Raw genomic sequence first — 21,238 nt, 5'->3', positions numbered from 1 at the left:
TATCACCGGCGGTCCATATATCGTTCCAGAGTGCCAGGTGCTTGTCAATCCTGAATTGGCACGCAGCATCGAAACCCAAGGGTTGGCGCGCCGGCCCTTGGGAAAGCTGCAAACGAGAATGTTCGATTTTCAGAGACTTAGGCGTCGCCCATCAAAGCCGTGACCAGGTCGGAGTACTTCCGGGGCCGCTGGCCGCCCAGCCCGTCAGTGATGGTAGAGGCGGCACGCAGGACCGCGCCCATGGTCAGCTGTCGCTGCTCGTCGGTCATTCTGTGAGATGGCGTAGACACCGACACAGCCCCGCAGGCTATGCCGGTTCTGTCGAAGACGGGTGCCGCGATGCCGTGCACATCTTCCTCGTTGGTCTGGTCGGATTCGGAGAATCCTAGTTGCTGCACAGCTTCCACCCGCGCGCGCAACTGCGAGGCCTCGGTCACCGTGAACCGCGTTTTGGCCCTGAGCGAGGAAGACAGCACGCGCTTGAGCAGCGCATCGCCGCCAAACGCTAGGACGGCCAAGCCCGACGCGGTGCTGTGATAGGGCAAGACCTCGCCCGCGATCAGCGAGACGCGACTGCCCTTTTTGCTTTCGCAGGTGGCAATGTTGGCAAGCGCACGACCGGAGATGAGCGAGGCATGAGCCGTCTCACCAGTCTCGGCTGACAAGGTATCCAGAATAGGCTGTACGATGGAACTGATTGGAAAGGCGGTCTCTCGCACGCGCGCCAGCCGCAAGACACCGGCCCCGAGCCGATATAGTCGGGAATCAGCCTGTTGCTCGACCAGCCCGCTTTCCGCCATCGCCCCCAGCATCCGGTGAACGGCCGCCTTGTCGACGCCTGACCTGCGCGCCAATTCGGACAAACCCAGCTCCGGCTCATCCTCGGAAAAATGCTCTAGTAACATCAAAGCTTTCACAACGGTGGATGACATCAGCTCTCCTTTAGACAGTGGCGGCGCACCTGTGGTGGGTACTGAATAATTGACAAGAAACAGTCCATTGCGTTAGCATCACCAGCGTTGTCAATATATCACCGACAGGGAAATCGTCAATGACCAAAGCAAAAACCATCCTCGCCGGCGCACTGCTTGCGGCAGTCGCGGTACCCGCTTTCGCAGAGTATCCCGAGAAACCTGTCAGCTTTGTTGTGCCCTTCCCCCCGGGCGATCTCGAAGACGTGCTGACCCGCATGATCGCCGAAGACTTCGAAGCCGAATACGGCGTTGCGGCTGCGGTTGTGAACCGCCCGTCTGATGGCGGACCCTTCCCCGGTGCAGCGTCGGTCGCCAATGCCCCGGCTGATGGCTACACGATCGGGTCGTTCGTGGTCGATGTGCCGGTCGTCGGCCCGCATGTAGGTGTTCCGGGGCTGAACCCTGATCCATTCGAACCGCTTGGGATTTTCCTGACCTATCCGTTCTTGATCGCCGCCAGCAAAGAAAAGCCCTACTCGACCCTCGAAGAGCTGGCTGCCCACTCCTCCGACAACCCGCAGATCCTTGGCCATTTCGGATCATTCCTGCTGCCGACGCAGGCGACGTTCGCCGCCGCGAAAGAGTTGGGGTTCGAATGGGGCGGCGAAGCCTCATCCGGGGCTTTGGATTGCAACTCGCTGGCTTCGGGCGACTTTGACGTAATCAACACCACGATCCAACAGGTGCTGCCATGCCTGGACGATCTGAACATCCTTGCCACCATCACCGAAACGCCGATCCCCGTGGTGCCCGATGCGCCGACCCTGACCTCGATCGCGCCGAGCCTGAATATTTCGTTGTGGAACGGACTGTTCGTTCACAAAGACACCCCTGCCGATGTGCGCGAGAAGATCGTCGCTGTCGCGAAAAAGACGATGGCTTCGGACCGGGCGATGGAGCTGGCCGCGCAGACCGGCGCGATCATCTACTGGCAAGATGCCGACGCCTCCACAGCTCGGATCGCATCAGACATTGCCGTATCGAGTGCGATCAACGCGATCCTCGAAGAGTAGATAACCCGCATTCAGGCGCGCCACGCTCGGCGCGCCTGAATCATTCTGGGAGGGAAGATGAGCACCTACGCACAAGACGAACCCCATGTTTTCCCGGAGGGCCGGAAGCGCGGTGAATTATTGTTCAGCTTCCTCCTGCTCTTTACCGCTCTTGCACTGCTAGCCGCGCTGCCTTGGCAGACCACATGGTTGGACGGCAAGGACCTTGCCGCGCAGCCGAGGTTCTGGCCCGCCCTGTCGCTTGGCGGCGTCGTCGTCTTTGCGGTTCTTCACGCGGTTCTGCGCGGCAAGCTGGACCGGACACCGGGCCGCTGGCTTGAAGGGCTGACCTGGATCCGTTCGCTGGAATTCATTGGCTGGTACATGCTCTATGTCGCGGCGATCCCGGTGATCGGCTACCTGCTGGCGACGGTGACTTTCTGCACCTTGCTGGCGCTTCGGGTCGGGTATCGCGGAAAAACGCTGCTTTGGGCCGCGCTCTTTGGCCTTTGCGTGGTGCTGTTTTTCAAATCGGCCATGAACGTCAAGATTCCCGGCGGAGCGATCTATGAACTCGCCCCCGACAGTCTTCGTTACATTCTTCTGCGCTATTTCTGAGGCTCCAATGGAATTGCTTTCCTCCAGCATTGAAATCATTGCGCGGTGGGATGTGCTGCTTGCGCTGCTCATCGGCGCGATCGGCGGTGTGATCGTCGGGGGCATGCCTGGTGTTGGGGCCGCTGTCGCCATCGCCATCGTCCTCCCCGCCACCTTTTCGCTGGAACCCATCGTGGGGCTGACGCTGCTCTTGGGCATCTATGGCTCCTCCATGTTCGGCGGCGCAATCCCTGCCATTCTGGTCAACACGCCCGGCACGCCAGTGAACGCGCTGACCACCTACGACGGCTATCCGATGACGAAACGCGGTGAGGCACGGCGCGCCCTCAGCCTTGCCTATTCTGCGTCCTTCTTTGGTGCGCTGTTCTCGATCTTCGCGCTGATGCTGCTTGCGCCGGTTCTGGCCAAGATCGCACCGATGTTTGGCGCACGAGAGATCTTTCTTGCCGCTCTCTTGGGCATCCTGCTGGTTATCGTCACCCATCGCGGTCAGGTCCTGGCCGCAGCCATGCTCGCTTGCGTCGGGATTTTCCTGCAGACCATCGGCATCGAGAGCGCCGCCTACACCCAGCGCTACACCTTCGGGATGGGCTGGCTGCAATCCGGTGTCGACCTGATCGTCGTAGTGCTAGGGCTCTTTGCCATCAGCCAGGCGTTGATCCTGTTCATGGACAAAGACAGCAAGATCAAACTGCCCGAGGTGGAGAAAGTCGGCTTCATTGCCCAGATGAAGGACCTCTGGGTCTACCGCCGGATCGCCACTGTCGGTTCATCCTTCGGGGTGTTCTGCGGGATGATCCCTGGCGTGGGCGAGTTCATGTCACAATTCATGTCCTACTCCTACGCTCAGCGAACCTCTAAAACCCCAGAGCTCTTCGGCAAGGGCAACCCGGAGGGGATCGTTGCCTCCGAGGCCGCAAACAACTCCGTCCCCGCCGCTGCGATGATCCCGCTCCTGGCGCTTGGTATCCCGGGCGAGGAACTGACCGCGATGATGCTCGCGGTGTTCTATGTTCACAACGTGATCCCCGGCCCTCAGCTTTTCTCCGGGCAGATGGACTTCGTACTGGCGCTTTATCTCTGCCTTTTGCTGCTCAATATCATCGTCGTCGTGTTCCTATTCTTCGCGACGGGCAAGTTGATGAAGGCCATGACGATCCCGAACCGCTTCCTCGGCATGATGGTCCTGACCTTCAGCCTGATCGGGGTCTACAGCTTGCGCAATTCGCTGACCGATGTCGCGATTGCCAGCGGCTTCGGAGTTTTCGGCTTCATGCTGAAAAGGCTCGACTACCCGACGTCGCCCATCATCTTAGGCATCGTTCTGGGAAAACTGATGGAAGACAAGCTGCGTACCGCCATGGCCCGTGTTCGGGATCCTTGGGATTTCATTGACCGGCCCATCGCGTTCATTCTCTTCTTGATGATCGTGGTCGCACTGGTCGTGCAGGCAAGAACGGTCTGGAGGGACCGCAAGGCCGCAAAAGCCGACACACAAAATTCACGCGAGGCTCAGGATGCATGATCTCATTGACCGCCGTCGCGCCCTGCTCGGGCCCAACGTTTCCACCTTTTACGACGATCCAGTCCATATCGTGCGGGGCGAAGGCGTCTGGATGTGGGACGCCGAGGGCAACAAGTACCTCGACTGTTACAACAACGTGCCGCATGTGGGACATTGCAACCCGCGCGTGGTGGATGCGATTTGCGAGCAGGCGCGCACCCTGAACGTGCATACCCGCTATCTGCACGAGGGCATCCTGAACTATGCTGAACGGCTGACCGCAACGTTCGACGATCCACTGGACACTGCGATCCTGACCTGCACCGGATCCGAGGCCAATGACATCGCGCTCCGCATGGCCGAGGCGATGACCGGCAAGCGTGGGATCGTGGCAACTGACGCCACATACCACGGCAACACCACGCTGGTCTCGCATCTGTCCAAGTCGAATGTGCCAGAGGTGGGCTTTGGGCTCGGCGGCTACTTGCGCCATGTGGAGGCGCCCGACAGCTACCGCATCCCCGACCCGGACGGGCAGCGCTTTGCCGCCAAGGTGCAGGAGGCGATTGACGATCTGGAAGCATCGGGCATCGGATTTGCGGCCCTGATCGTCTGCCCTCTCTTCCTGAACGAGGGCTTTCCGACCCAAGCCGAAGGCTGGCTGAAACCTGCCGCCGAGGCGGCGCGCCGCGCCGGGGGGCTCTTGATCTGCGACGAGGTGCAGTCGGGTTTTGGCCGCTGCGGCTCCCATTTCTGGGCCCATCAGCGGCAGGGCGTGCCCCCGGATATCGTCTGTATGGGCAAACCCATGGGCAATGGCCACCCGGTCGCGGGCCTCGTGACCACGACCGAGATCATGGCCCGGTTCCGGGGTTCGTTCCGCTATTTCAATACCTTCGGCGGCAATCCCGTTTCCTGCGCGGCCGCCATGGCGGTGCTGGAGGAATTGGAGGCCCGGGACCTGCAAGCCAATGCCTTGAAGATCGGCAAGCTCGCCGCAGAGCGCCTGCATGCCCTGGCCGAGAAATACGAGGTTATCGGCGACGTGCGCCAATCCGGAATGGTCTTTGGAGCGGAATTCGTGCTGGACCGCGCCACCAAGGAGCCGGCCAGCGCCTATGCCGACCGCATCATCAATGCCATGCGACATCGCGGCGTGATCCTGTCCAAGCTGGGGCGCCACAAGAACACGCTCAAGATCCGCCCGCCCATGCCCTTCTGCGAAGACCATCTGGATCTGTTGATCGACACGCTCGACGGCGTTTTGGCCGACCACCCCGTTGCCGCATGACCGACCCCGTCGAAAAGGCGCTGGCCCTTTGGGGCATGACGGGCGCAAGCTGCGATTTCGTCGCCGGACGCGAGAACCGTGTCTACAAGGTGATGCATGAGGGTGCGACCTATGCCCTGCGCTTCAAACGTCCGGGCTATCGCGACCTTTCGGAATTGACCTCGGAACTGGACTGGCTGGCCGAAATGGCCCGCGCGGGCCTTGGCGTCCCTGCCCCCCGCCCCAGCCGCAAGGGAAAACTGCTGGAGAGCATCGACGGCCACTATGCCGATCTGATCACATGGCTGGGCGGCTCCCCGCTGGGCCGCAGCCGCGAACCTTTGACCTTGGGTTCCCCCCTGCGGACCTTCACTGACCTCGGCGCGGAAATGGCGCGGCTGCATCTCGCCTGCGACAGTTGGACCGCGCCGGAGGGCTTCACTCGCTGCCACTGGGATGCCGAGGGTCTGCTGGGGGACGCACCGCTTTGGGGCCGGTTCTGGGAAAACCCCACGCTCGATGCCCCGACCGCAGCGATGCTGCGCGACTTTCGCAGCCAGGCCGCGCGTGCGCTGGCCGCGCTCGAGCTCGACACCGGGCTGATCCACGCTGATCTTGTGCGCGAGAATGTGATGATCGACGGCACCGATCTCTACCTCATCGACTTCGACGATGGCGGCTATGGCTACCGGCTCTTCGACGTGGCCACGGCGCTGCTGAAGAACCGGGCCGAGCCGAACTACCCCGCACTGAAACAAGCGCTACTCGACGGCTACCTCAGCATCCGCCCTCTCGACATGAGCCATCTCGATCTGTTCCTCGCCCTGCGCGCCGTCACCTATGTCGGCTGGATCGTACCCCGCATGGGAGAGCCCGGGTCGTCCACGCGCAACACCCGGTTCATCAAGGACGCGCGTGACCTTTGCGGCGCATGGCTCGCCCAAAGCGCGGCACATCAGGGAGGCTGACACATGAGCAAAACCATTCTGGTTATCGGCACGTTCGACACCAAGGACGCTGAGCTTGGTTACCTGATTGGCAAGATCAAAGGGCAAGGCGGGAATGTGCTGACCATGGATGTCAGCGTTTTGGGCGATACTGCGCAACCCATCGATATCACCAAACATGAGGTGGCCGCCTCCGCCGGTGAGACCATAGACAGCCTCATCGCTCTCGGCGAAGAGGGTGAGGCCTTCGAGAAGATGAGCGCCGGGGCCGCCGCGACCACGCTAAGGCTCTACAAGGAGGGCCGCATCGACGGGATGATCTGCCTTGGCGGCACGATGGGCACCGATCTGGCGCTGGACTGCGCCCAGGCTCTGCCCATTGGCGTGCCGAAATACATTGTCTCAACGGTCGCTGGGTCCCCCCTCATCTGTGCAGAGCGTATGGCGGCGGATGTGCAGTTCATCCTCTGGGCCGGCGGGCTCTATGGTCTCAATCCGCTGTGCAAATCCTCGCTCAGCCAAGCCGCAGGCGCAGTTCTTGGCGCGGCCGAGGCGGTCGAGCCGCCCGCCTTCGACCGGCCCGTGATCGGCATGACCTCGCTCGGCTCATCCTGCCTGAAATACATGAAACGCCTGCATCCCGAGCTGAGCAAGCGCGGGTATGACGTGGCGGTGTTCCACACGACCGGCATGGGCGGCATGGCATTCGAGCGACTGGCTGCAGACGGGGCCTTCGCCTGTGTCATGGACTTCTCCCTGCAAGAACTGGTGAACGTTCTGCACGCTTCGCTCGTTTCGGCAGGGGCGGACCGGCTGACAGGCGCAGGCCGCTCGGGCACACCGCAGATGGTCGCCCCCGGGGCATCGGACATCCTCGATCTGGCGGGCTGGCAGGAGATCCCCGCGCGGTTCACCGACCGCCCCTTCCACCAGCACAACCGCTTGATCAAGAACGTCGCCTTTAACGCGGGGGAGCGCGCCGTGCTGGCCGACGCGATTGTCGAACGCCTCGCGGGCGCAACCGGCCCAACCGAATACTTCCTACCCCTGCACGGCATTGAGGAATGGGACAAACCCGGCGAACCCGCCCATGACCCCGAAGGCCTCGCAGCCTTCATCGCCGCCAGCAAGAGTGCCGCAAACGGGCGGGTACAGATGACCGAGCTGCACTGCCATATCAACGACACGGCCTTCTGCGACGCGGTGCTGGCCAAGCTTGACGCCTGGGTCGCAGAGGGGATCGTGCCAAGCGGCGTAAGAGCATGAGGCGCTCTGCAGACAAGACCGCTCTAAACACCGGCGCAGGTACAGGGATCAAGGCCGCAGTGGCTCAGTGTTTGGCGAAGAACGGCGCAGAAGCCCTTCCCATGGGCCACGCGCGGAGCCCCTCGAAGCCGTCACACCCCTCAAGAACCGGGTTCGACGGAATTGCCGCGATCACATCAAGCGACAGGTCCAGACGGTCCTGCTATTCGGCGTCGATGTTGTAGCCATAACCGGCTTGGCCGCCCCATGCGGGACTTCCAGAGCGCGGTGCACTGCCGGCCGCTCGCACGTTCGCGCGGTCTTCGGGCGACAGCCTGCCTTGCGCTGCAAACGATCGGACAAGCCGGCTTCATTAGCAAAGTATTCGGCGCCCATGGCCGCGCGCATATGGTTCGGGGCAAGATCGATTTCAGTCGTGGTGCGAGGTACGCATTTTGCCCAGAGCGCCCGCCCTGCGCTAGGTTTGGGATGTATCCTCCGTTACGTCTTTGACGCTTCGAACGAGCCATGGGAGGTCCGTTTCACCGAGGCGCGCGACGTTCACCCGGCCGCCCTTCACGACGTGGATGCCATGATCGCGGGTCAGCGCTTCCTCTTGTGCATCCGTCAATGGCAATAGCGAGAACATGCCCGATTGTTCTGCGATGTAGGCGAGCTGCCCAGTGCCGAGCAGGTGACGCTCGGTATCGACAATCTGTTGGCGCACCTTGGCGACGCGTGCGCGCATTTGATCGAGGTCGGCCAACCAGAGCCGTTTGAGGCTCGCGTCCTGCAAGATCGTGCGCACCACGGATGGGCCATGATCCGGCGCATGGGACGCGCCGGAGCGGACGATTGCGGACACGGCACGGTGCATCCGGCCCCGGTCGCGCGCTCGCGTTTTCACAAACAGTGCCCCAGCCCGGTCGCGGTAGATGCCGAAGGATTTGGACAGGGTGATGCAGACAATGCACTCAGGGAACCGGGCAGCAATCTTGCGGGCCATAGTGCAATCAGCGTCCCAGCTTTGGGCGAAGCCCAGATAGGCAAGGTCGATCCAAGGGATGATCCCGCGCGCCTCCAGAATCTCCAACAGCGCGTCGAAGTGTTCCGGGCTCATATCGGCGCCGGTCGGGTTGTGGCACACGCCCTGCATGAGAAAGACATCGCCGGCTTTGGCGGCTTTCAACCCGTCCAGCATTTGGTCAAAGGTAATCTGGGCCTTGAGCCGGTCGTAATACGGCACTTGGGCAAACCGCGCATGGGCCGCCCTCAGGATCGGGACGTAGTTGCCATAGGTCGGTGTCTGCAGCCAGACGGTGGGTGGCTTTGGCATCTGAGCCAAAAGGTCCGCCATGACCCGGAGGGCCACGGCCCCACCGGATGTCTGAGCGGACACCCAGCCGTCGTCGAAAGCATCGCCCATGATCTCCTGCCCGAGCACGCGGCAATAGTCGGCATTCCCTGTCAGGGCGAGGTAGGACTTGCTGGTCTGGGTCTCGACCAGCTTTTGTTCGGCCAGTTTCACGGCATTCAGGACAGGTGTTTGGCCAAACTCGTCCTGATAGATACCCACCGTCAGGTTGAGTTTATCTTCGCGGGGATCAGCCGCGAAATAGTCGGCCCCGATCATGATGGGGTCGACGGGATAATCCTCAACCTGTTCAAACATCCTGCGTCAGCCCTTTTCCAAGATACCTGTCGTGACCAGCGTCTCGAAGTACTCAACCTTCAGGTCAAAGGATTTCAGAAGCTTCTGGGTGCTCGGCTTGACCACCGCATCGTCGAATGCCCCCTGTTCGAAATGCCCCGCCGACGCAAGATCTGACCAAAGGCTGGTCACGACCAGCTCGCAATCGGTTCCATTCACCTTGACGGCAAGAGACGCGCCGAGATGACCGGGCAATCCAGCCATCTCCTGGAATGTGCTTCGCTCCAGATGGTCCGCGTATTGTTGAAGCACCTCTTGAGAGCCCGCAACGGCCCGCCACCATCGAATGATCATTGTTATGCCTTCCCTAATTCGACGGCCCGGTCGCGGCAGGCCGTCATTGCTTTTGCGATCACGGCCCCAAAGCCGTTCTCCTGCATCGAAACAATGGCCGCATGGGTCGTCCCGTTGGGCGATGTGACACGGGCCCGGAGGTCTTCTGGCGCGTCTCCCTTGGTGGCCATGTTGGCCGCGCCAAGTGCCGTCTGCAGGGTAAGCGCCTTGGCATCCTCCGGGGGCAGGCCCAAGGCGGTTCCGGCCCGGATCATTTCTTCGATCATCAGAAAATAGTACGCAGGGCCGCTGCCCGATACTGCCGTGACAGCGTCCAGAAGGTCTTCGCGCTCTACGGTGACGCAAATGCCGAAGGCCTCGATGATCTCCGCGGCAGCTTTTCGTTGCGCTTCGGTCGCATGGTCGTTCAAGTAAAGCCCTGTCGCCCCCAGACCGAGCAGGGCTGGCGTGTTGGGCATGGTGCGTGCGACGGCCACCGGCCCGAAGAGACCTTCAAGCGTTGCAGTTGTGACCCCGGCCGCAATGCTAAGGATGAGCTTGCCAGATAGGTCTGCGCGCATCTGCTCGGCAACGGCAGGAATGACCTGAGGTTTGACGGCCAGCACGACGATGTCAGCGGCAGTGGCGTCGGCTACATCGTCCGTCGTGTGAACGTTGTGGTCACTTTGCAGACGGTCTCTCTGGTCGGCGTTCGGGTCGATAACCGTGATCCGCGTCGGCTCCCAACCGCTGGCGATCATGCCTCCGATGATGGCCGACGCCATGTTGCCGCCGCCGATGAATGCAATCTTTTTCATGGCTCAGAACATCGTGTTGTCGTGCGCGATGTGCTCGGGGATAGGCTGAATGACATCCCAGTGCTCCACGATACGACCATTCTCCAGCCGGAAGATATCCATGACCGCAGACCCGCGATCATCCTTGTTTTGTGTCCAATGGGCGTGAACGGTCACGTGGTCGCCCTCGCAAAACATGCGCTTGATGTCGAAGTACGACTCAGGGTTCTTGGCGAAGGTCTCCTTGAAGTTCTCTCTGAATGCCTCCACCCCATCGGCGACGCCGGGATTGTGCTGGGTGTAGGTTTTCCCGACATAGGCGTCCATGGCCTCGTCGACCTTATGCTCGTTGAAAACGGTCTCAAGAAACCCCCTGACGACGCGCTTTTTTTCTTCCGGTGTGCTCATGATAGGCCTTCCGATCTGCTTTTGGCGTTGAAGTCTCTTTGCCCGTGCTCCGGCTAAAGAGCAGGGGCGGTGATCAGTCCCGGACTGGCATTTTTTGCGCCCCTCTGCCCGGGTGATGGACACTGCAAGTGGATGCAACGTTGTCCAAGGTTCAGAAGCTCGTGATCACGGTTGCGCCGACCGACTGGAACTTGTCCATGTTCATAAGCGCCTCGGGGGCGGCGTCGATGCCGATCTTGTCGCCGACCAGCCGGGCCGGGTTCAGCTTGCCGCTCTCGACCATATCGAGCATCGCGCCATAGCGGTGCGCCTGCATCCCGTGGGAGCCAAGCAACTCGATTTCCTGCCCCACGATCTTGGGCATCGGAATCGCAGGGGCCGCGTGATCGCCCAGCATCAGACCCACCTGAATGTGTTTGCCCCGTGGGCGAAGGCACAGGATCGAGTTGGTCATCGTCGCCGGATGCCCAAGCGCATCGAGCGAAACATGTGCGCCGCCCTTGGTGATCTCCTTGATCGCCTCGACCACGTCCCCCTTGCCATCAATGGCCGCAACCGCGCCAAGCTCCTTGGCCAGAGCCAGTTTTGCCGGGTCGAGATCGACGCCGATCACGTTTGCCCCCGCCGCGCTGGCGATCATCACTGCCGAAAGGCCGACGCCGCCGCAGCCATGCACGGCGACCCACTGGCCCGAGCTGACCTTGCCTTGGTCGATCACGGCGCGGAACGATGTGGCGAACCGGCAGCCAAGGCTCGCCGCAGTGGCGAAATCCATCGTCTCGGGCAATGCGACCACATTCAGATCAGCCTGATGGATCGGCACGTATTCGGCAAAGCTGCCCCAATGGGTAAAGCCCGGCTGCTCCTGATGCAGACAGACCTGCTGGTGACCGGCATGACATTCGCTGCATGATCCACAGCCGCAGATGAACGGCACAGTGACCCGATCGCCCACCTTCCAGTTCTTCACGTCCTTGCCGACCGCCTCGATCACGCCGGCCAGTTCGTGGCCGGGGATATGCGGAAGGTCGATGTCGCTATCGTGACCCATCCAGCCGTGCCAGTCGCTGCGGCACACTCCGGTGGCTTCGACCTTCAGGACGACCCCATGCGCTTCGGGCACAGGGTCCGACACGTTGACAACTTTGGGAGCCTCTTGGAACTTCTCGAACAGGACAGCTTTCATGGCAGGGCCTTTCGGTTGGATCGACTGTTTGGGTGGAAGCTATCAGCCCTAGATGAAATTGCCTTGCTGTTCTGCCCCTTGATTCGCATAATCAGGGCAGAAAACCCTCGCCATGAGGAAAATTTGAGGGAGCTCTTCCATTGGCGGACATCGACGCAGTCAGTGCGCAAATTCTCGGACTTCTTCAAAGCGACGGGCGCATGACCAACGCCAAACTGGCTTCGCAGCTGAACATGAGCGAAACCCCCTGCTGGCGACGGCTCAAAAAACTGGAGGAGACGGGCATCATTGAGGGCTATCAGGCCCAGCTCAATCGCCGCAAGCTGGGGCTGGGTGTCATGGCTTTCGTTCAGCTGAGCTGCTCAGAACACGATCAGTCCGCCACCGCCGAATTCCAGCGTATTATCGAGGTCACACCCAATATACTCGCTTGCCACAACACCACGGGCGAGGACGACTTCCTATTGATCGTGGTCGCACGTGATTTGGACGACTACAGCGCCTTTGTTGACAGCACATTGCGGCGTCTACCTGGAGTAACCAGCATTCGCTCGAACCTGTCACTCAAGGAGATGAAGGCCTCGAGCAAGCTGCCTGTGCGCGGTTTGGAGCGATAATCAGTACGCGTTCTCAGATGCGGACAATCGGGCCAATCCATCCAAAGGCAGAATTGTCTGCGCACCGGGCGTCGGGCTGGAAGACGATGCTGTTCGGACAGCGGATCGCCGCCTGACATGCGAGGCCATCCGCACGATCAAGACGTCAGATATGCATCGGTTCGCCGTCATCTTGTTACACAAACAACCGGGACTACAGAACTTGCCGAGACCGTTTCTATTTGGTCGGTCTGGACCTCTCATCGGCGCACGCAAAAGCCCCTACCGGAACTTGGCTTTTTCCAGGGCTTCCATCACGTGCTCGATATGCGCATGCATCGCGGACTGGGCCGCGTCCGGGCTACCACTTCGCAGGGCGGCAATGATGACTTCATGGTCTTCGATCCATTTCAGTCTCATCAATGGAGTGCGGATGTGTCTTTGGAGGGCCTGCCACATTGGCCCCGTCATTTCGTCCCAGACCCGTTGCAGGAATTCTAACAGCATTGGGTTTTGAGCGGCGCGCGCAATGGCAAAGTGAAACTCGCGGTCGCCGTTTTCGGTTTCTGTGGCCATCCGGTGTTCTTCGCGCATCTTCTGAACATAGCCGTCGATCGTGTCGAGATCTTCCGCGCTCGCTGCAGATGCCGCTAGGCGGCAGATGTGCGGTTCGAGCGCAAGGCGCGATTGCAGGATGTCGCTCGGGCTGTTCTGGTCGGGCATCGCCGCGGGCACGGCCGCTATCTGGTCGGGTGCCTGAGGGGGCAGCACGAACACCCCCGAGCCGACCTTGATCGTCACCAGCCCGGCAATTTCCAGCGCAAGCAGCGCCTCGCGGATGCACGTTCGTGATACGCCGTACTCGCGCGAGAGATCGCGCTCTGTGGTAAGTCGCTGGCCGGGCTCGAATTCTCCATCTGCGATGCGCGCCTCAAGGCTGTCGGCAACCTGCCGGTACACCCGGACTGGCTTGATCGTCCGGTTCACGGGCGGGCGGCCTGCATCACTTTCCGGCATAGTAGGCTGCCGGGTCGGGCAGCGGAACATGATCGCCGGGAGACGCTGCGTGATCGGCCAGTGCTGCCCGGTCGAACTCGACACCAAGGCCGGGGGCCTCGGAAAGAATGACACGGCCACGTTCCGGTTTTGCGGCCACCTGTGCGATGCCCTGTTCCAAGAAACTCCCTCCTTCGATGTTCTCGACGGGGTAGCACCCGGGTATGGCCCCAGCAACAATTATCGAGGCTTCGAGCGCGCCGTGCGGGGCGATGGTCAGGTTGGCGCAATTGCCCAGGTGGGCGATCTTCAGCCATTCCGAGATACCGCCAACCTTCAACACGTTCGGTTGGAGGTAGTGGACCGCGCCTGAAGAAACATAGCGCCAGAAGCTGGACCGGGTGGAGACCTCCTCGCCCAGTGCGATGGGGGTGGGGGACACCGCGGCAAGACGCGCGTGGCCATCCACGTCGCTGGGCGCCAATGGCTCTTCCATCCAGACCGGATCGAAGCGCGCGTAAGCCGTCACCCGGCGCAGGGCGTCGCCGGGCTTGAAGCGCTGGTTGGCATCGAGCATCAGGGGTCGGCTTCCAATCACCTTCCGGACGGCGGCGATGCGCGAAAGGTCATCCTCCAGGTCCGGGCGGCCCACCTTGATTTTGAAAAGCCGGTTGCCGGCATCGAGAAACGCCCGGGTCTGCTCGACGAGCGCGGCCTCGCTCAGGTGCAGGTTCACCGCACTGGCATAGACTTCGAGGCTGTCGGCGGCGCTCCCGATCAGCCTGCGCACCGGAAGTCCGGCCAACTTTCCACGCAGATCCCACAGGGCAAGGTCGAAGCCGGCAACCGCGAGCGCCGCGATGCCACCCGGCCCCGGCTGATGGCTTCGCTTCCAAATGGCCTGCCACAGGGCCTCATGGTCGTGCACATCTTGCCCGATGAGCATCGGGCCGAGATAGCTCTGTGCGAGGGCGGCGATGGCGATCCCGGCATTGCCCATGGTCGAGCTCCAGCCCGTCCCCGACAGGCCGTTCTCCAGCGTCAAGGTAACTAGGATGTGCTCGTGGTGGGTGATGGCGTGCGCGGCGGAGACCCAGGGGGCTGGGAGCGGCACGCGGAAAACCGAGACATTGAAGCCAGCGATCCGTGAAGACATGTCGTGGCTCATGGCCGGCTCCTCCTTAGGCAATGCTTGGGTCCGCATGGTCTAGCGGTCCAATGGTCCAACCAATCTGTTGACACGCGCAAAATTGGCTGTCAAGTCTCGGGCATCGCTCTAAGCCAGAGCCAACAACATGGGAGGAACCGAAATGCTGTTATCCGGAAAGACCGGACCGACCCGCCGAACCATTCTGAAATCTGGCCTCGCAGGGGCGGCCCTGTTGGGCGCACCGACCCTCGCCAGGGCCCAGGCGTCGACCACGCTGCGCGCCGCCCACATCGAATCCACCGACAGTGCGACCCACAAGGGGTACATCGACTTTGCGGAGCGCGTTGCCGAGACAACCGATGGCGCTGTCGAGGTGAAGGTCTTCCCCGCCGGCCAGCTCGGCAACCTGCGCGACCTCTACGAGGGTATCAAGCTCGGATCGGTCGACATGACGTCCTCCGGGCCCGACTACACCGCCAACATAGCGCCCATCATGGTAACGGCAGCGCTCTACTTCTCCTATCGGGACGAAGCGCACGCGGACTCCCTGCTCGACGGCGCCTTTTCCGCCAAACTTTCTGAGGCCCTTGCCGCGCAAGCCGGCATGCGGATCCTCGCGTGGGGTGAGCTGGGTTGGCGCTCTGTCTTCAATACAGTGCGTCCCATCGAAACGGCGGAAGACTTCAATGGCCTCAAGCTCCGGGTGCCGGAGGCCCAGCTGCACCTGCTGCCGATGGCGGCGCTCGGCGCTGCGCCCACACCCATCCCTTATTCCGACGTGTATACTTCGATGCAGACCGGGGTCGTCGACGGGGCCGAGGGCACGCCCGCAGCGGTTACACAGCAGAAATTCAACGAAGTCTCGAAGTTCTACTCGCTGACCCGGCATCTTTATAACCCGCTGCATCTCGTCATCGGAGATCGCGCCTTCGGCAACATGAGCGCCGAACAGCAGGAAGCGGTCCAAGCGGCTGCAGTCGCTGCTTTCCAAGGGCAACGTGCCCAGGCGCGGGAAGACAACGCAGCGGCCTTGAAGGCCCTCGAGGAGGGTGGTCTTCCGGTGAACACGCCCGATGTGAGCGAGATTCGGAAGATCGTGATCCCCACATGGGACCCGCTGGTGGAGAACCTGGGCGAAGAGGGTCAAGCCCTTGTGGACATGCTGCTCGCCTGAGCCGACACGATAAGTGCACAAGTCAGGTCAGCGGTGCCGCCATGCATCGCTGGCCATTTGTCTCAAGGGGGAGAGGATGCAGGTACTGGAACGCATGATCGGCTGGATCGTCGCGGGCATTTTCGGGTTGTTCGTCGCCCTGACATTCCTCCAGGTCGTGCTGCGCTACGCTTTTTCCAATTCGTTGGGATGGATCGACGAACTCTGCCGCTATGGCTTCATCTGGATGGTCGCACTTGCAGCGGCAATCGCGACGCGGCAGGGCGCCCACATGTCGATCACTCTGCTGGAAGAACTGATCGGTGCGCGGTTCAGAAGGCCGCTCCGGATACTGGGCGACCTCGGGCTGATCGTCTTCGCGGCCCTTCTGGGCATCGGCGGCTGGCAGTTGATGCAATTGAACTGGACCTCCCTCTCACCTGCCATGCAATTGCCCATCGCCTACGTCGAAACGATCCTGCCGATCTTCGGCGTGCTGACGTCCCTCTTCGCGGGAGAGCACGCGCTGCGCTTGATCCTTGGCAAGGAGACAGACGAGCCGGGCGTGGAGGAAACCTGACATGCTCACGCCTTTGTTGATCTCATTCGCAGTGCTGCTCATTCTACGCATCCCGGTCGCCGCCGCGATGGGAATCTCCGGCGCCATCGCTCTGCTCAGCTCCGACATGAACCTGCCCGTGGCCGTGGTACCGCAGCGCGTGTTCGTGATGCTCGACAGCACCTCCCTGCTTGCGATCCCCTTCTTCATTCTCGCAGGTGCAATCATGGAGCGGGGCGGCATGGCGCGCCGGATGATCCACTTTGCTCAGACCATGGTCGGGCATTGGCGTGGCGGCCTGGCGCAGGTCGACGTGCTGGCCAGCACGATCTTCTCATCCCTCACCGGCTCCAGCGCGGCCAGCGCTTCTGCAACCGGCTCGATTCTCATCCCCGCCATGAAGCGCGCGGGATACCCGGCCGGATATGCGGCCGCGCTGGAAGCCTCGAGCGCAGCGATCGGCCCGATCATCCCACCCTCGATCATCATGGTGATCTACGGCTCCCTGGCGGGGGTCTCTGTCGGGGCGATGTTTCTTGCCGGCATCATTCCCGGACTTCTCATCACGCTTGGCCTGTTCATCGTGAACGCGATCATGGCGCGCCGCCACGGATGGGGCGGGGGAGACCGCGTACCGATGCGTGCACGGCTGATCGCCGGGCGGGACGCCGGCGCCGCCCTGCTCGCACCCGTTATCATCATCGGTGGCATTCTCGGCGGTGTCTTTACGCCGACCGAAGCCGGCGCCGTCGCCGTTGTCTACTCGGCCGCGGTGGGGGTGCTGGTCTACCGGGAGGTCCGTCTGAGGGAGCTGGTAGGCGTCATGCGGGAGGCCGCCGTGACCACCGGGATCATCGGCCTTATCATCGCGTCCGCCGGCATTTTCGGCTGGGTGCTCGCGCTGGAGCAGGTGCCACAGGCCATCGTGGCCTGGGTGCAGGCCGTCACGGACAGCCCGACCATCGCGGTGTTGCTGGTGATCGGCTGCGTTCTCGTTATCGGCTGCGTCGTCGATGTTACCGCCGCCGTCATCATACTTGTGCCCGTCTTTGCGCCGCTGGGACTGAGCTACGGGTTCGATCCGGTGCACTTCGGGGTCATCATCTGCATTGCGCTGGTCTACGGAAACGTCACCCCGCCCGTTGGCCTGCTCTTGTTCCTGACCGCTGCGATTGCGAAGTGCTCCGTCAACGAAGTCATGCGAAACCAGCTGCCGTTCTACATGGTTCTTACCGCCGCGTTGGGTATTACCGTTGCTTTTCCCGGTTTGATCCTATTGCTTGCGAAGTAGGTTTCTATGGTGCAACCGAACTGCGGGCTTTCCTTGAGTTCGAAAGAAAGTTGGGCCTCAGATCCATCACCAAACGACAACTTCGTTCTCGGTCCTAACCTGGCCCCTTCGTTAGATCATTCATCTGCAGCGAATGCCGGCTCTGGCGGGCCGCACCGCGCCGCATACAGCCGCGTTGACGTTAACGCCCCTTTGGTTGCGGAAGTCGGTGAATGACCATGCCCACACTTGCCGAAACTCAATTGAAAGACCTGTCTGCATGGTTGGCCGCGTCTTCGAAGAATGGCCGCAGTCCGTTGGGCGATACGATCTTTCGCGGGTCGTTTGGGGAACTTGCCACAGTTGCGCTTGACGATCCCGCGCCCGACCTGTCGGCGGCTATCGCTTCGGGCTGTCTGCCCTTGCTGGTGGCCCATGACGCGCCCGCAGCCGCCTTTGCAGCGCCAGAGGGGCAACCGCGCCTAGATGAACGTGCTGCGCATATTGGGTGGCTTGCAGGGGCCGCAGAAAGCGACCCGCTGCGCGGCTTCCCGGCGTGTTGGGTGGTTCGGGTGGCGGAAGGGGAAACCCTGCGCCAAGCGGCTGTTTCTGCGGGCGCTGATCCCGACGCCGACCGCTTGATTGTGGGTATCCCCGAAGCCCGTTTTTTAGACCTTCCAAAGAGCCAAACGGAAGACACCTGACCCCGGTTGCAGCAATGCGCCGGGGTCTTTCTTATTGTTTTGCCTCGCCGTCAAGTCGTTCGATCATTCGAACGATAAATGCGCCAAAAGCCGTGCCCCATTTAGTTGCTCGCTCCATCTCTTCGATTGGAACAGCATCGACGGCCACGTTGTCGGAGCCGACACGCTCGAAGATTGCAAACAACACATAGTTATCGTCGGCCACCAAATACCCCGCGCAATGCCCATGCGCTATTTTGTTTCTTGGTTTTGAATGCCGCTCATACAGCTTTTTGTGCTTCTTGAGGAACTTTGATGCCTCTTCCGCTGAATCTTGCTGATTGATTAGGCGTATCATTTCAGCAAGTTTGCCTGAACCGCTTTGCTTGCCGATAGTGTCCGCCGCTTCATGGTACGATACACCCATTACATGCGCCAAAAGCATCGCCAGCACGCCGTCGAGTGTTCCCCAAGCAAGAACAAGGTCAAGCATTGCTTCGCGGTGCGGGGGCTTAAGCGGGAGCCGATAGTTTCCGGCTTCGAGTTCTTGGTTGAGCGTTTTTTCGTCCATCATGGCCCCCGCGTCTTCACGTTGATGTGGCCCTACCAACGCCAGGACCCTTTTGGGCACTCCAAATCTACCGCGAAGAAACTGTCACTAGATCGGCAATAGATTTCCCTGATCGGGAAATTATTCAATGATTTAAATAGTTTATGGCGGAGACGAAGGGATTCGAACCCTCGAGACGGTTTCCCGCCTACTCCCTTAGCAGGGGAGCGCCTTCGACCACTCGGCCACGTCTCCGCCGGCGGGTTTATCGGCCAAGGCTGCGGGGGGCAAGGGTGAAATCGCGCTACTTGATCGGTGGCACCGGCAGCCGGGCCTCGCCCTCTTGCAAGGCAAAGCGGTGACTGAGCGAGAACCACTCGTCCGGACCGTCTGCCTCGGGGTGTGGCCCCTCGTGCCGCTCCAGCTTGCCGATCAGCGCCTCGGTCACGCCGAACTGCACATCCGAGGTCAGCCACTCGGTGTCATCCACGTAGATCTGCGAGATCAGGGTCTTGAAGCCCTCCTTGAAGGCCAGCACATGCACATGGGCGGGGCGCATCGGGTGGCGGCCCTGCGCCTCCAGCAGCCGGCCCACGGTCGTGTCGGTCGGGATCGGGTAGCCGATGGGCCGGACCGAGCGGAAGTGCACCATGCCATCGGTCCCGGTACGGAACTTGCCGCGCAGGTTGTAGGGCGCCTGATCGGCGTCCTGGTTCTCGTAAAGCCCGACCGGCGAGGCATGCCAGACATCCACTTCCAGCCCCTCCACCGGCGCGCCCTCGGCATCGGTGAAGGCGAACTCCACGAACATCGCCGGCCCCGGCGTGCTGGAGCGAACGATCGAGGCGCCCTGCGCCGTCTCCGGGTGGTTCAGCCGCCAGAACGGGCCGAGCAGGGATTGCGTCGTCTCCGTCGTCCCGCCGTCGCCATTGTTCTGGAGGCAGACGAGAGACGACACGCCAAGCGACCCCGCCATCAGCACGAACTCGTTGTGGCTGTCGGTTGTCTGCTGGCCCATCGTGTTAAGGATCGCGGTGGCCGCCCGGAACTCCTCCTCCGTCAGCCCTGTCTCCCGCACAAAGCCGTGCAGATGCTGTACGAGGCTTTCCATGATCTCCCTGAGCCGCGGCTCCTTGGTCTGGGCCATCACCTCGAGCACGGCAGGCGTGAGGGCCTCAAGGTCACGAATTATCGGCATGGGCGGTCTCCTTCGGTCCAGTTCGGATGCGGGCGTCAGGCGGTCCGTTGCGCTGTACGGTGCGTTAACTTAACCACGATCGCCAGTATCGCGTATGCATAGGATGTGCATCAGTTGTGCATCACTTGTGCATGTTGCAGATTTACGGTTAACGCCTGAAATCGCTCGCTTTTCACCGGAATTTAATCATCGGCCCCGCCAGACGCGGATTCCGCCATTACGCAGAGCAATTCGAACATCACCGACATCCCGAGGTAAGCCGTTGCGCCGCCCACGTCGAAGGGCGGAGAGACCTCCACCATATCTGCGGCCACCACGTTGAGCCCGCGCAGGGCCCGCACCACCTGAAGCGCCTGATAGCTGTTCGGCCCGCCCACCTCCGGCGTGCCGGTGCCGGGTGCGAAGGCCGGGTCGATGAAGTCGATGTCATAGCTCACATATGTCGGCCCCTCGCCCACGATCTCGCGCGCCTCGGCCATCACGTCATCCACGCCCCGCGCGTGAAATTCCTCGATCGGGATCAGGCGGATACCGACCGACTTGGCAAAATCCTTGTCCTCGCTGTCATAGGCCGTGCCGCGAATGCCGATCTGCACCACCCGCTCGGGCTCCAGCAGCCCCTCTTCCACCGCCCGCCGGAACGGGGTGCCATGGGTGTACATCGTGCCGCCGAAGTAGGAGTGGTAGAGGTCGGTGTGGCTGTCAAAATGGATCATCCCGACCGGGTCATTCGCCGCCACGGCGCGGAGCACGGGCAGCGAGGTCAGATGGTCGCCCCCCGCCGTTAGCGGGATCACCCCGGCGTCCAACACCTTGGAATAGAACGAGGTTATCCGGTCCATCGTATCGGCTATATCCGCCGGATTGGGCGCGACATCACCCAGATCGGCGCAGTTCACCAGCTCGTAGGGCCGCACGCCCGTGGCCCCGTTCTCCGCCCGGATCATGGTGGAGGCATCCCGCAACGAACGCGGCCCATGGCGCGGGCCGGGACGGTTGGTTGTGCCGGAGTCCCACGGCACCCCGATCAGCCCGATCTCGACCTCCGCGAGGCGCGGATCATCCAGCGGCACGTGCGGCAGCCGCATGAAGGTCGGAATGCCAGCAAAGCGTGGCAGGTCGAAGCCCGAAACGGGCTGGAAAAAGGGGTTGGGCATG

General features: G+C 61.7%; 22 protein-coding genes and 1 tRNA gene. 11 read left to right on the top strand and 12 right to left on the bottom strand.

Annotation, left to right across the window (positions count from 1 at the left end):
* Positions 1 to 137: 137 nt before the first annotated feature.
* Complete coding sequence (locus ACUXVX_RS06990; protein ID WP_446310958.1) at positions 138 to 932, bottom strand: IclR family transcriptional regulator; 795 nt, start codon at positions 930 to 932, stop codon at positions 138 to 140.
* A gap of 119 nt (positions 933 to 1,051) precedes the next feature.
* Here ACUXVX_RS06990 and ACUXVX_RS06985 point away from each other — a divergent pair, with 119 nt between their 5' ends.
* The 6 genes from ACUXVX_RS06985 to ACUXVX_RS06960 are packed head-to-tail and all read left to right on the top strand — an operon-like array spanning position 1,052 to position 7,571.
* On the top strand, positions 1,052 to 1,987 hold the full coding sequence (locus ACUXVX_RS06985) for a tripartite tricarboxylate transporter substrate-binding protein (protein ID WP_446310957.1): 936 nt from the start codon (positions 1,052 to 1,054) through the stop codon (positions 1,985 to 1,987).
* Positions 1,988 to 2,044: 57 nt separating this feature from the next.
* Positions 2,045 to 2,584 (top strand): tripartite tricarboxylate transporter TctB family protein, encoded by a 540-nt coding sequence (locus tag ACUXVX_RS06980; RefSeq protein ID WP_446310956.1) that lies wholly within the window; start codon positions 2,045 to 2,047, stop codon positions 2,582 to 2,584.
* 7 nt (positions 2,585 to 2,591) lie between these two features.
* Positions 2,592 to 4,109: a tripartite tricarboxylate transporter permease gene (locus tag ACUXVX_RS06975; RefSeq protein WP_446310955.1), complete on the top strand. Its 1,518-nt coding sequence runs from the start codon at positions 2,592 to 2,594 to the stop codon at positions 4,107 to 4,109.
* Complete coding sequence (locus ACUXVX_RS06970) at positions 4,102 to 5,379, top strand: aspartate aminotransferase family protein (RefSeq protein ID WP_446310954.1); 1,278 nt, start codon at positions 4,102 to 4,104, stop codon at positions 5,377 to 5,379. The genes ACUXVX_RS06975 and ACUXVX_RS06970 overlap by 8 nt, the downstream gene beginning before the upstream one ends.
* Positions 5,376 to 6,326, top strand: coding sequence for a phosphotransferase (locus tag ACUXVX_RS06965; protein ID WP_446310953.1), 951 nt, complete (start codon positions 5,376 to 5,378; stop codon positions 6,324 to 6,326). Before ACUXVX_RS06970 ends, ACUXVX_RS06965 begins: the two co-directional genes overlap by 4 nt.
* Before the next feature lie 3 nt (positions 6,327 to 6,329).
* A complete protein-coding gene (locus ACUXVX_RS06960) occupies positions 6,330 to 7,571 on the top strand; it encodes a Tm-1-like ATP-binding domain-containing protein (RefSeq protein ID WP_446310952.1) in 1,242 nt (413 codons plus the stop codon).
* A 457-nt stretch (positions 7,572 to 8,028) separates the two neighbouring features.
* On the opposite strand, the gene ACUXVX_RS06955 is transcribed toward ACUXVX_RS06960, so the two are convergent.
* From ACUXVX_RS06955 to ACUXVX_RS06935, 5 genes are all read right to left on the bottom strand, one after another.
* Entirely contained in the window at positions 8,029 to 9,222 is a 1,194-nt protein-coding gene (locus ACUXVX_RS06955; RefSeq protein ID WP_446310951.1) for an aromatic amino acid transaminase, read from the bottom strand.
* Positions 9,223 to 9,228: 6 nt separating this feature from the next.
* Positions 9,229 to 9,555 carry a hypothetical protein gene (locus tag ACUXVX_RS06950; protein ID WP_446310950.1) on the bottom strand — a complete coding sequence of 109 codons (327 nt, stop codon included), beginning with the start codon at positions 9,553 to 9,555 and terminating at the stop codon, positions 9,229 to 9,231.
* Positions 9,556 to 9,557: 2 nt separating this feature from the next.
* Positions 9,558 to 10,352, bottom strand: a complete 795-nt coding sequence (gene proC / locus ACUXVX_RS06945) for a pyrroline-5-carboxylate reductase (protein ID WP_446310949.1) — start codon at positions 10,350 to 10,352, stop codon at positions 9,558 to 9,560.
* Positions 10,353 to 10,355: 3 nt separating this feature from the next.
* Positions 10,356 to 10,739 (bottom strand): nuclear transport factor 2 family protein, encoded by a 384-nt coding sequence (locus tag ACUXVX_RS06940; RefSeq protein WP_446310948.1) that lies wholly within the window; start codon positions 10,737 to 10,739, stop codon positions 10,356 to 10,358.
* A gap of 151 nt (positions 10,740 to 10,890) precedes the next feature.
* Positions 10,891 to 11,925 (bottom strand): zinc-dependent alcohol dehydrogenase family protein, encoded by a 1,035-nt coding sequence (locus ACUXVX_RS06935; RefSeq protein ID WP_446310947.1) that lies wholly within the window; start codon positions 11,923 to 11,925, stop codon positions 10,891 to 10,893.
* Between the two features lie 140 nt (positions 11,926 to 12,065).
* Between ACUXVX_RS06935 and ACUXVX_RS06930 the strand changes: the two genes are divergently transcribed.
* Entirely contained in the window at positions 12,066 to 12,542 is a 477-nt protein-coding gene (locus tag ACUXVX_RS06930) for an Lrp/AsnC family transcriptional regulator (protein WP_446310946.1), read from the top strand.
* 261 nt (positions 12,543 to 12,803) lie between these two features.
* Here ACUXVX_RS06930 and ACUXVX_RS06925 read toward each other — a convergent pair whose 3' ends face one another.
* Positions 12,804 to 13,508 carry a FadR/GntR family transcriptional regulator gene (locus ACUXVX_RS06925; protein ID WP_446310945.1) on the bottom strand — a complete coding sequence of 235 codons (705 nt, stop codon included), beginning with the start codon at positions 13,506 to 13,508 and terminating at the stop codon, positions 12,804 to 12,806.
* Between the two features lie 16 nt (positions 13,509 to 13,524).
* Positions 13,525 to 14,685: a mandelate racemase/muconate lactonizing enzyme family protein gene (locus tag ACUXVX_RS06920; RefSeq protein WP_446310944.1), complete on the bottom strand. Its 1,161-nt coding sequence runs from the start codon at positions 14,683 to 14,685 to the stop codon at positions 13,525 to 13,527.
* 127 nt (positions 14,686 to 14,812) lie between these two features.
* Between ACUXVX_RS06920 and ACUXVX_RS06915 the strand changes: the two genes are divergently transcribed.
* The 4 genes from ACUXVX_RS06915 (at position 14,813) to ACUXVX_RS06900 (ending at position 18,353) form a co-directional block, all read left to right on the top strand.
* On the top strand, positions 14,813 to 15,841 hold the full coding sequence (locus ACUXVX_RS06915) for a TRAP transporter substrate-binding protein (protein WP_446310943.1): 1,029 nt from the start codon (positions 14,813 to 14,815) through the stop codon (positions 15,839 to 15,841).
* Positions 15,842 to 15,917: 76 nt separating this feature from the next.
* Positions 15,918 to 16,400, top strand: coding sequence for a TRAP transporter small permease (locus ACUXVX_RS06910; protein ID WP_446310942.1), 483 nt, complete (start codon positions 15,918 to 15,920; stop codon positions 16,398 to 16,400).
* Position 16,401: 1 nt separating this feature from the next.
* Positions 16,402 to 17,670, top strand: a complete 1,269-nt coding sequence (locus ACUXVX_RS06905) for a TRAP transporter large permease (RefSeq protein ID WP_446310941.1) — start codon at positions 16,402 to 16,404, stop codon at positions 17,668 to 17,670.
* A gap of 212 nt (positions 17,671 to 17,882) precedes the next feature.
* Entirely contained in the window at positions 17,883 to 18,353 is a 471-nt protein-coding gene (locus ACUXVX_RS06900) for a hypothetical protein (RefSeq protein WP_446310940.1), read from the top strand.
* Positions 18,354 to 18,384: 31 nt separating this feature from the next.
* On the opposite strand, the gene ACUXVX_RS06895 is transcribed toward ACUXVX_RS06900, so the two are convergent.
* From ACUXVX_RS06895 to speB, 4 genes are all read right to left on the bottom strand, one after another.
* Positions 18,385 to 18,906 (bottom strand): hypothetical protein, encoded by a 522-nt coding sequence (locus ACUXVX_RS06895; RefSeq protein WP_446310939.1) that lies wholly within the window; start codon positions 18,904 to 18,906, stop codon positions 18,385 to 18,387.
* Between the two features lie 141 nt (positions 18,907 to 19,047).
* Positions 19,048 to 19,137 (bottom strand) — tRNA-Ser (locus tag ACUXVX_RS06890).
* Between the two features lie 49 nt (positions 19,138 to 19,186).
* Positions 19,187 to 20,080, bottom strand: a complete 894-nt coding sequence (locus ACUXVX_RS06885; RefSeq protein WP_446310938.1) for a dioxygenase family protein — start codon at positions 20,078 to 20,080, stop codon at positions 19,187 to 19,189.
* 182 nt (positions 20,081 to 20,262) lie between these two features.
* Positions 20,263 to 21,237, bottom strand: a complete 975-nt coding sequence (gene speB / locus ACUXVX_RS06880; protein ID WP_446310937.1) for an agmatinase — start codon at positions 21,235 to 21,237, stop codon at positions 20,263 to 20,265.
* Between the last annotated feature and the right edge of the window lies 1 nt (position 21,238).

The organism is Vannielia sp. SX4 (assembly GCF_052828525.1).
Note: the sequence above shows the minus strand (reverse complement) of the source record. Positions and strands in the feature narration are given on the sequence as shown.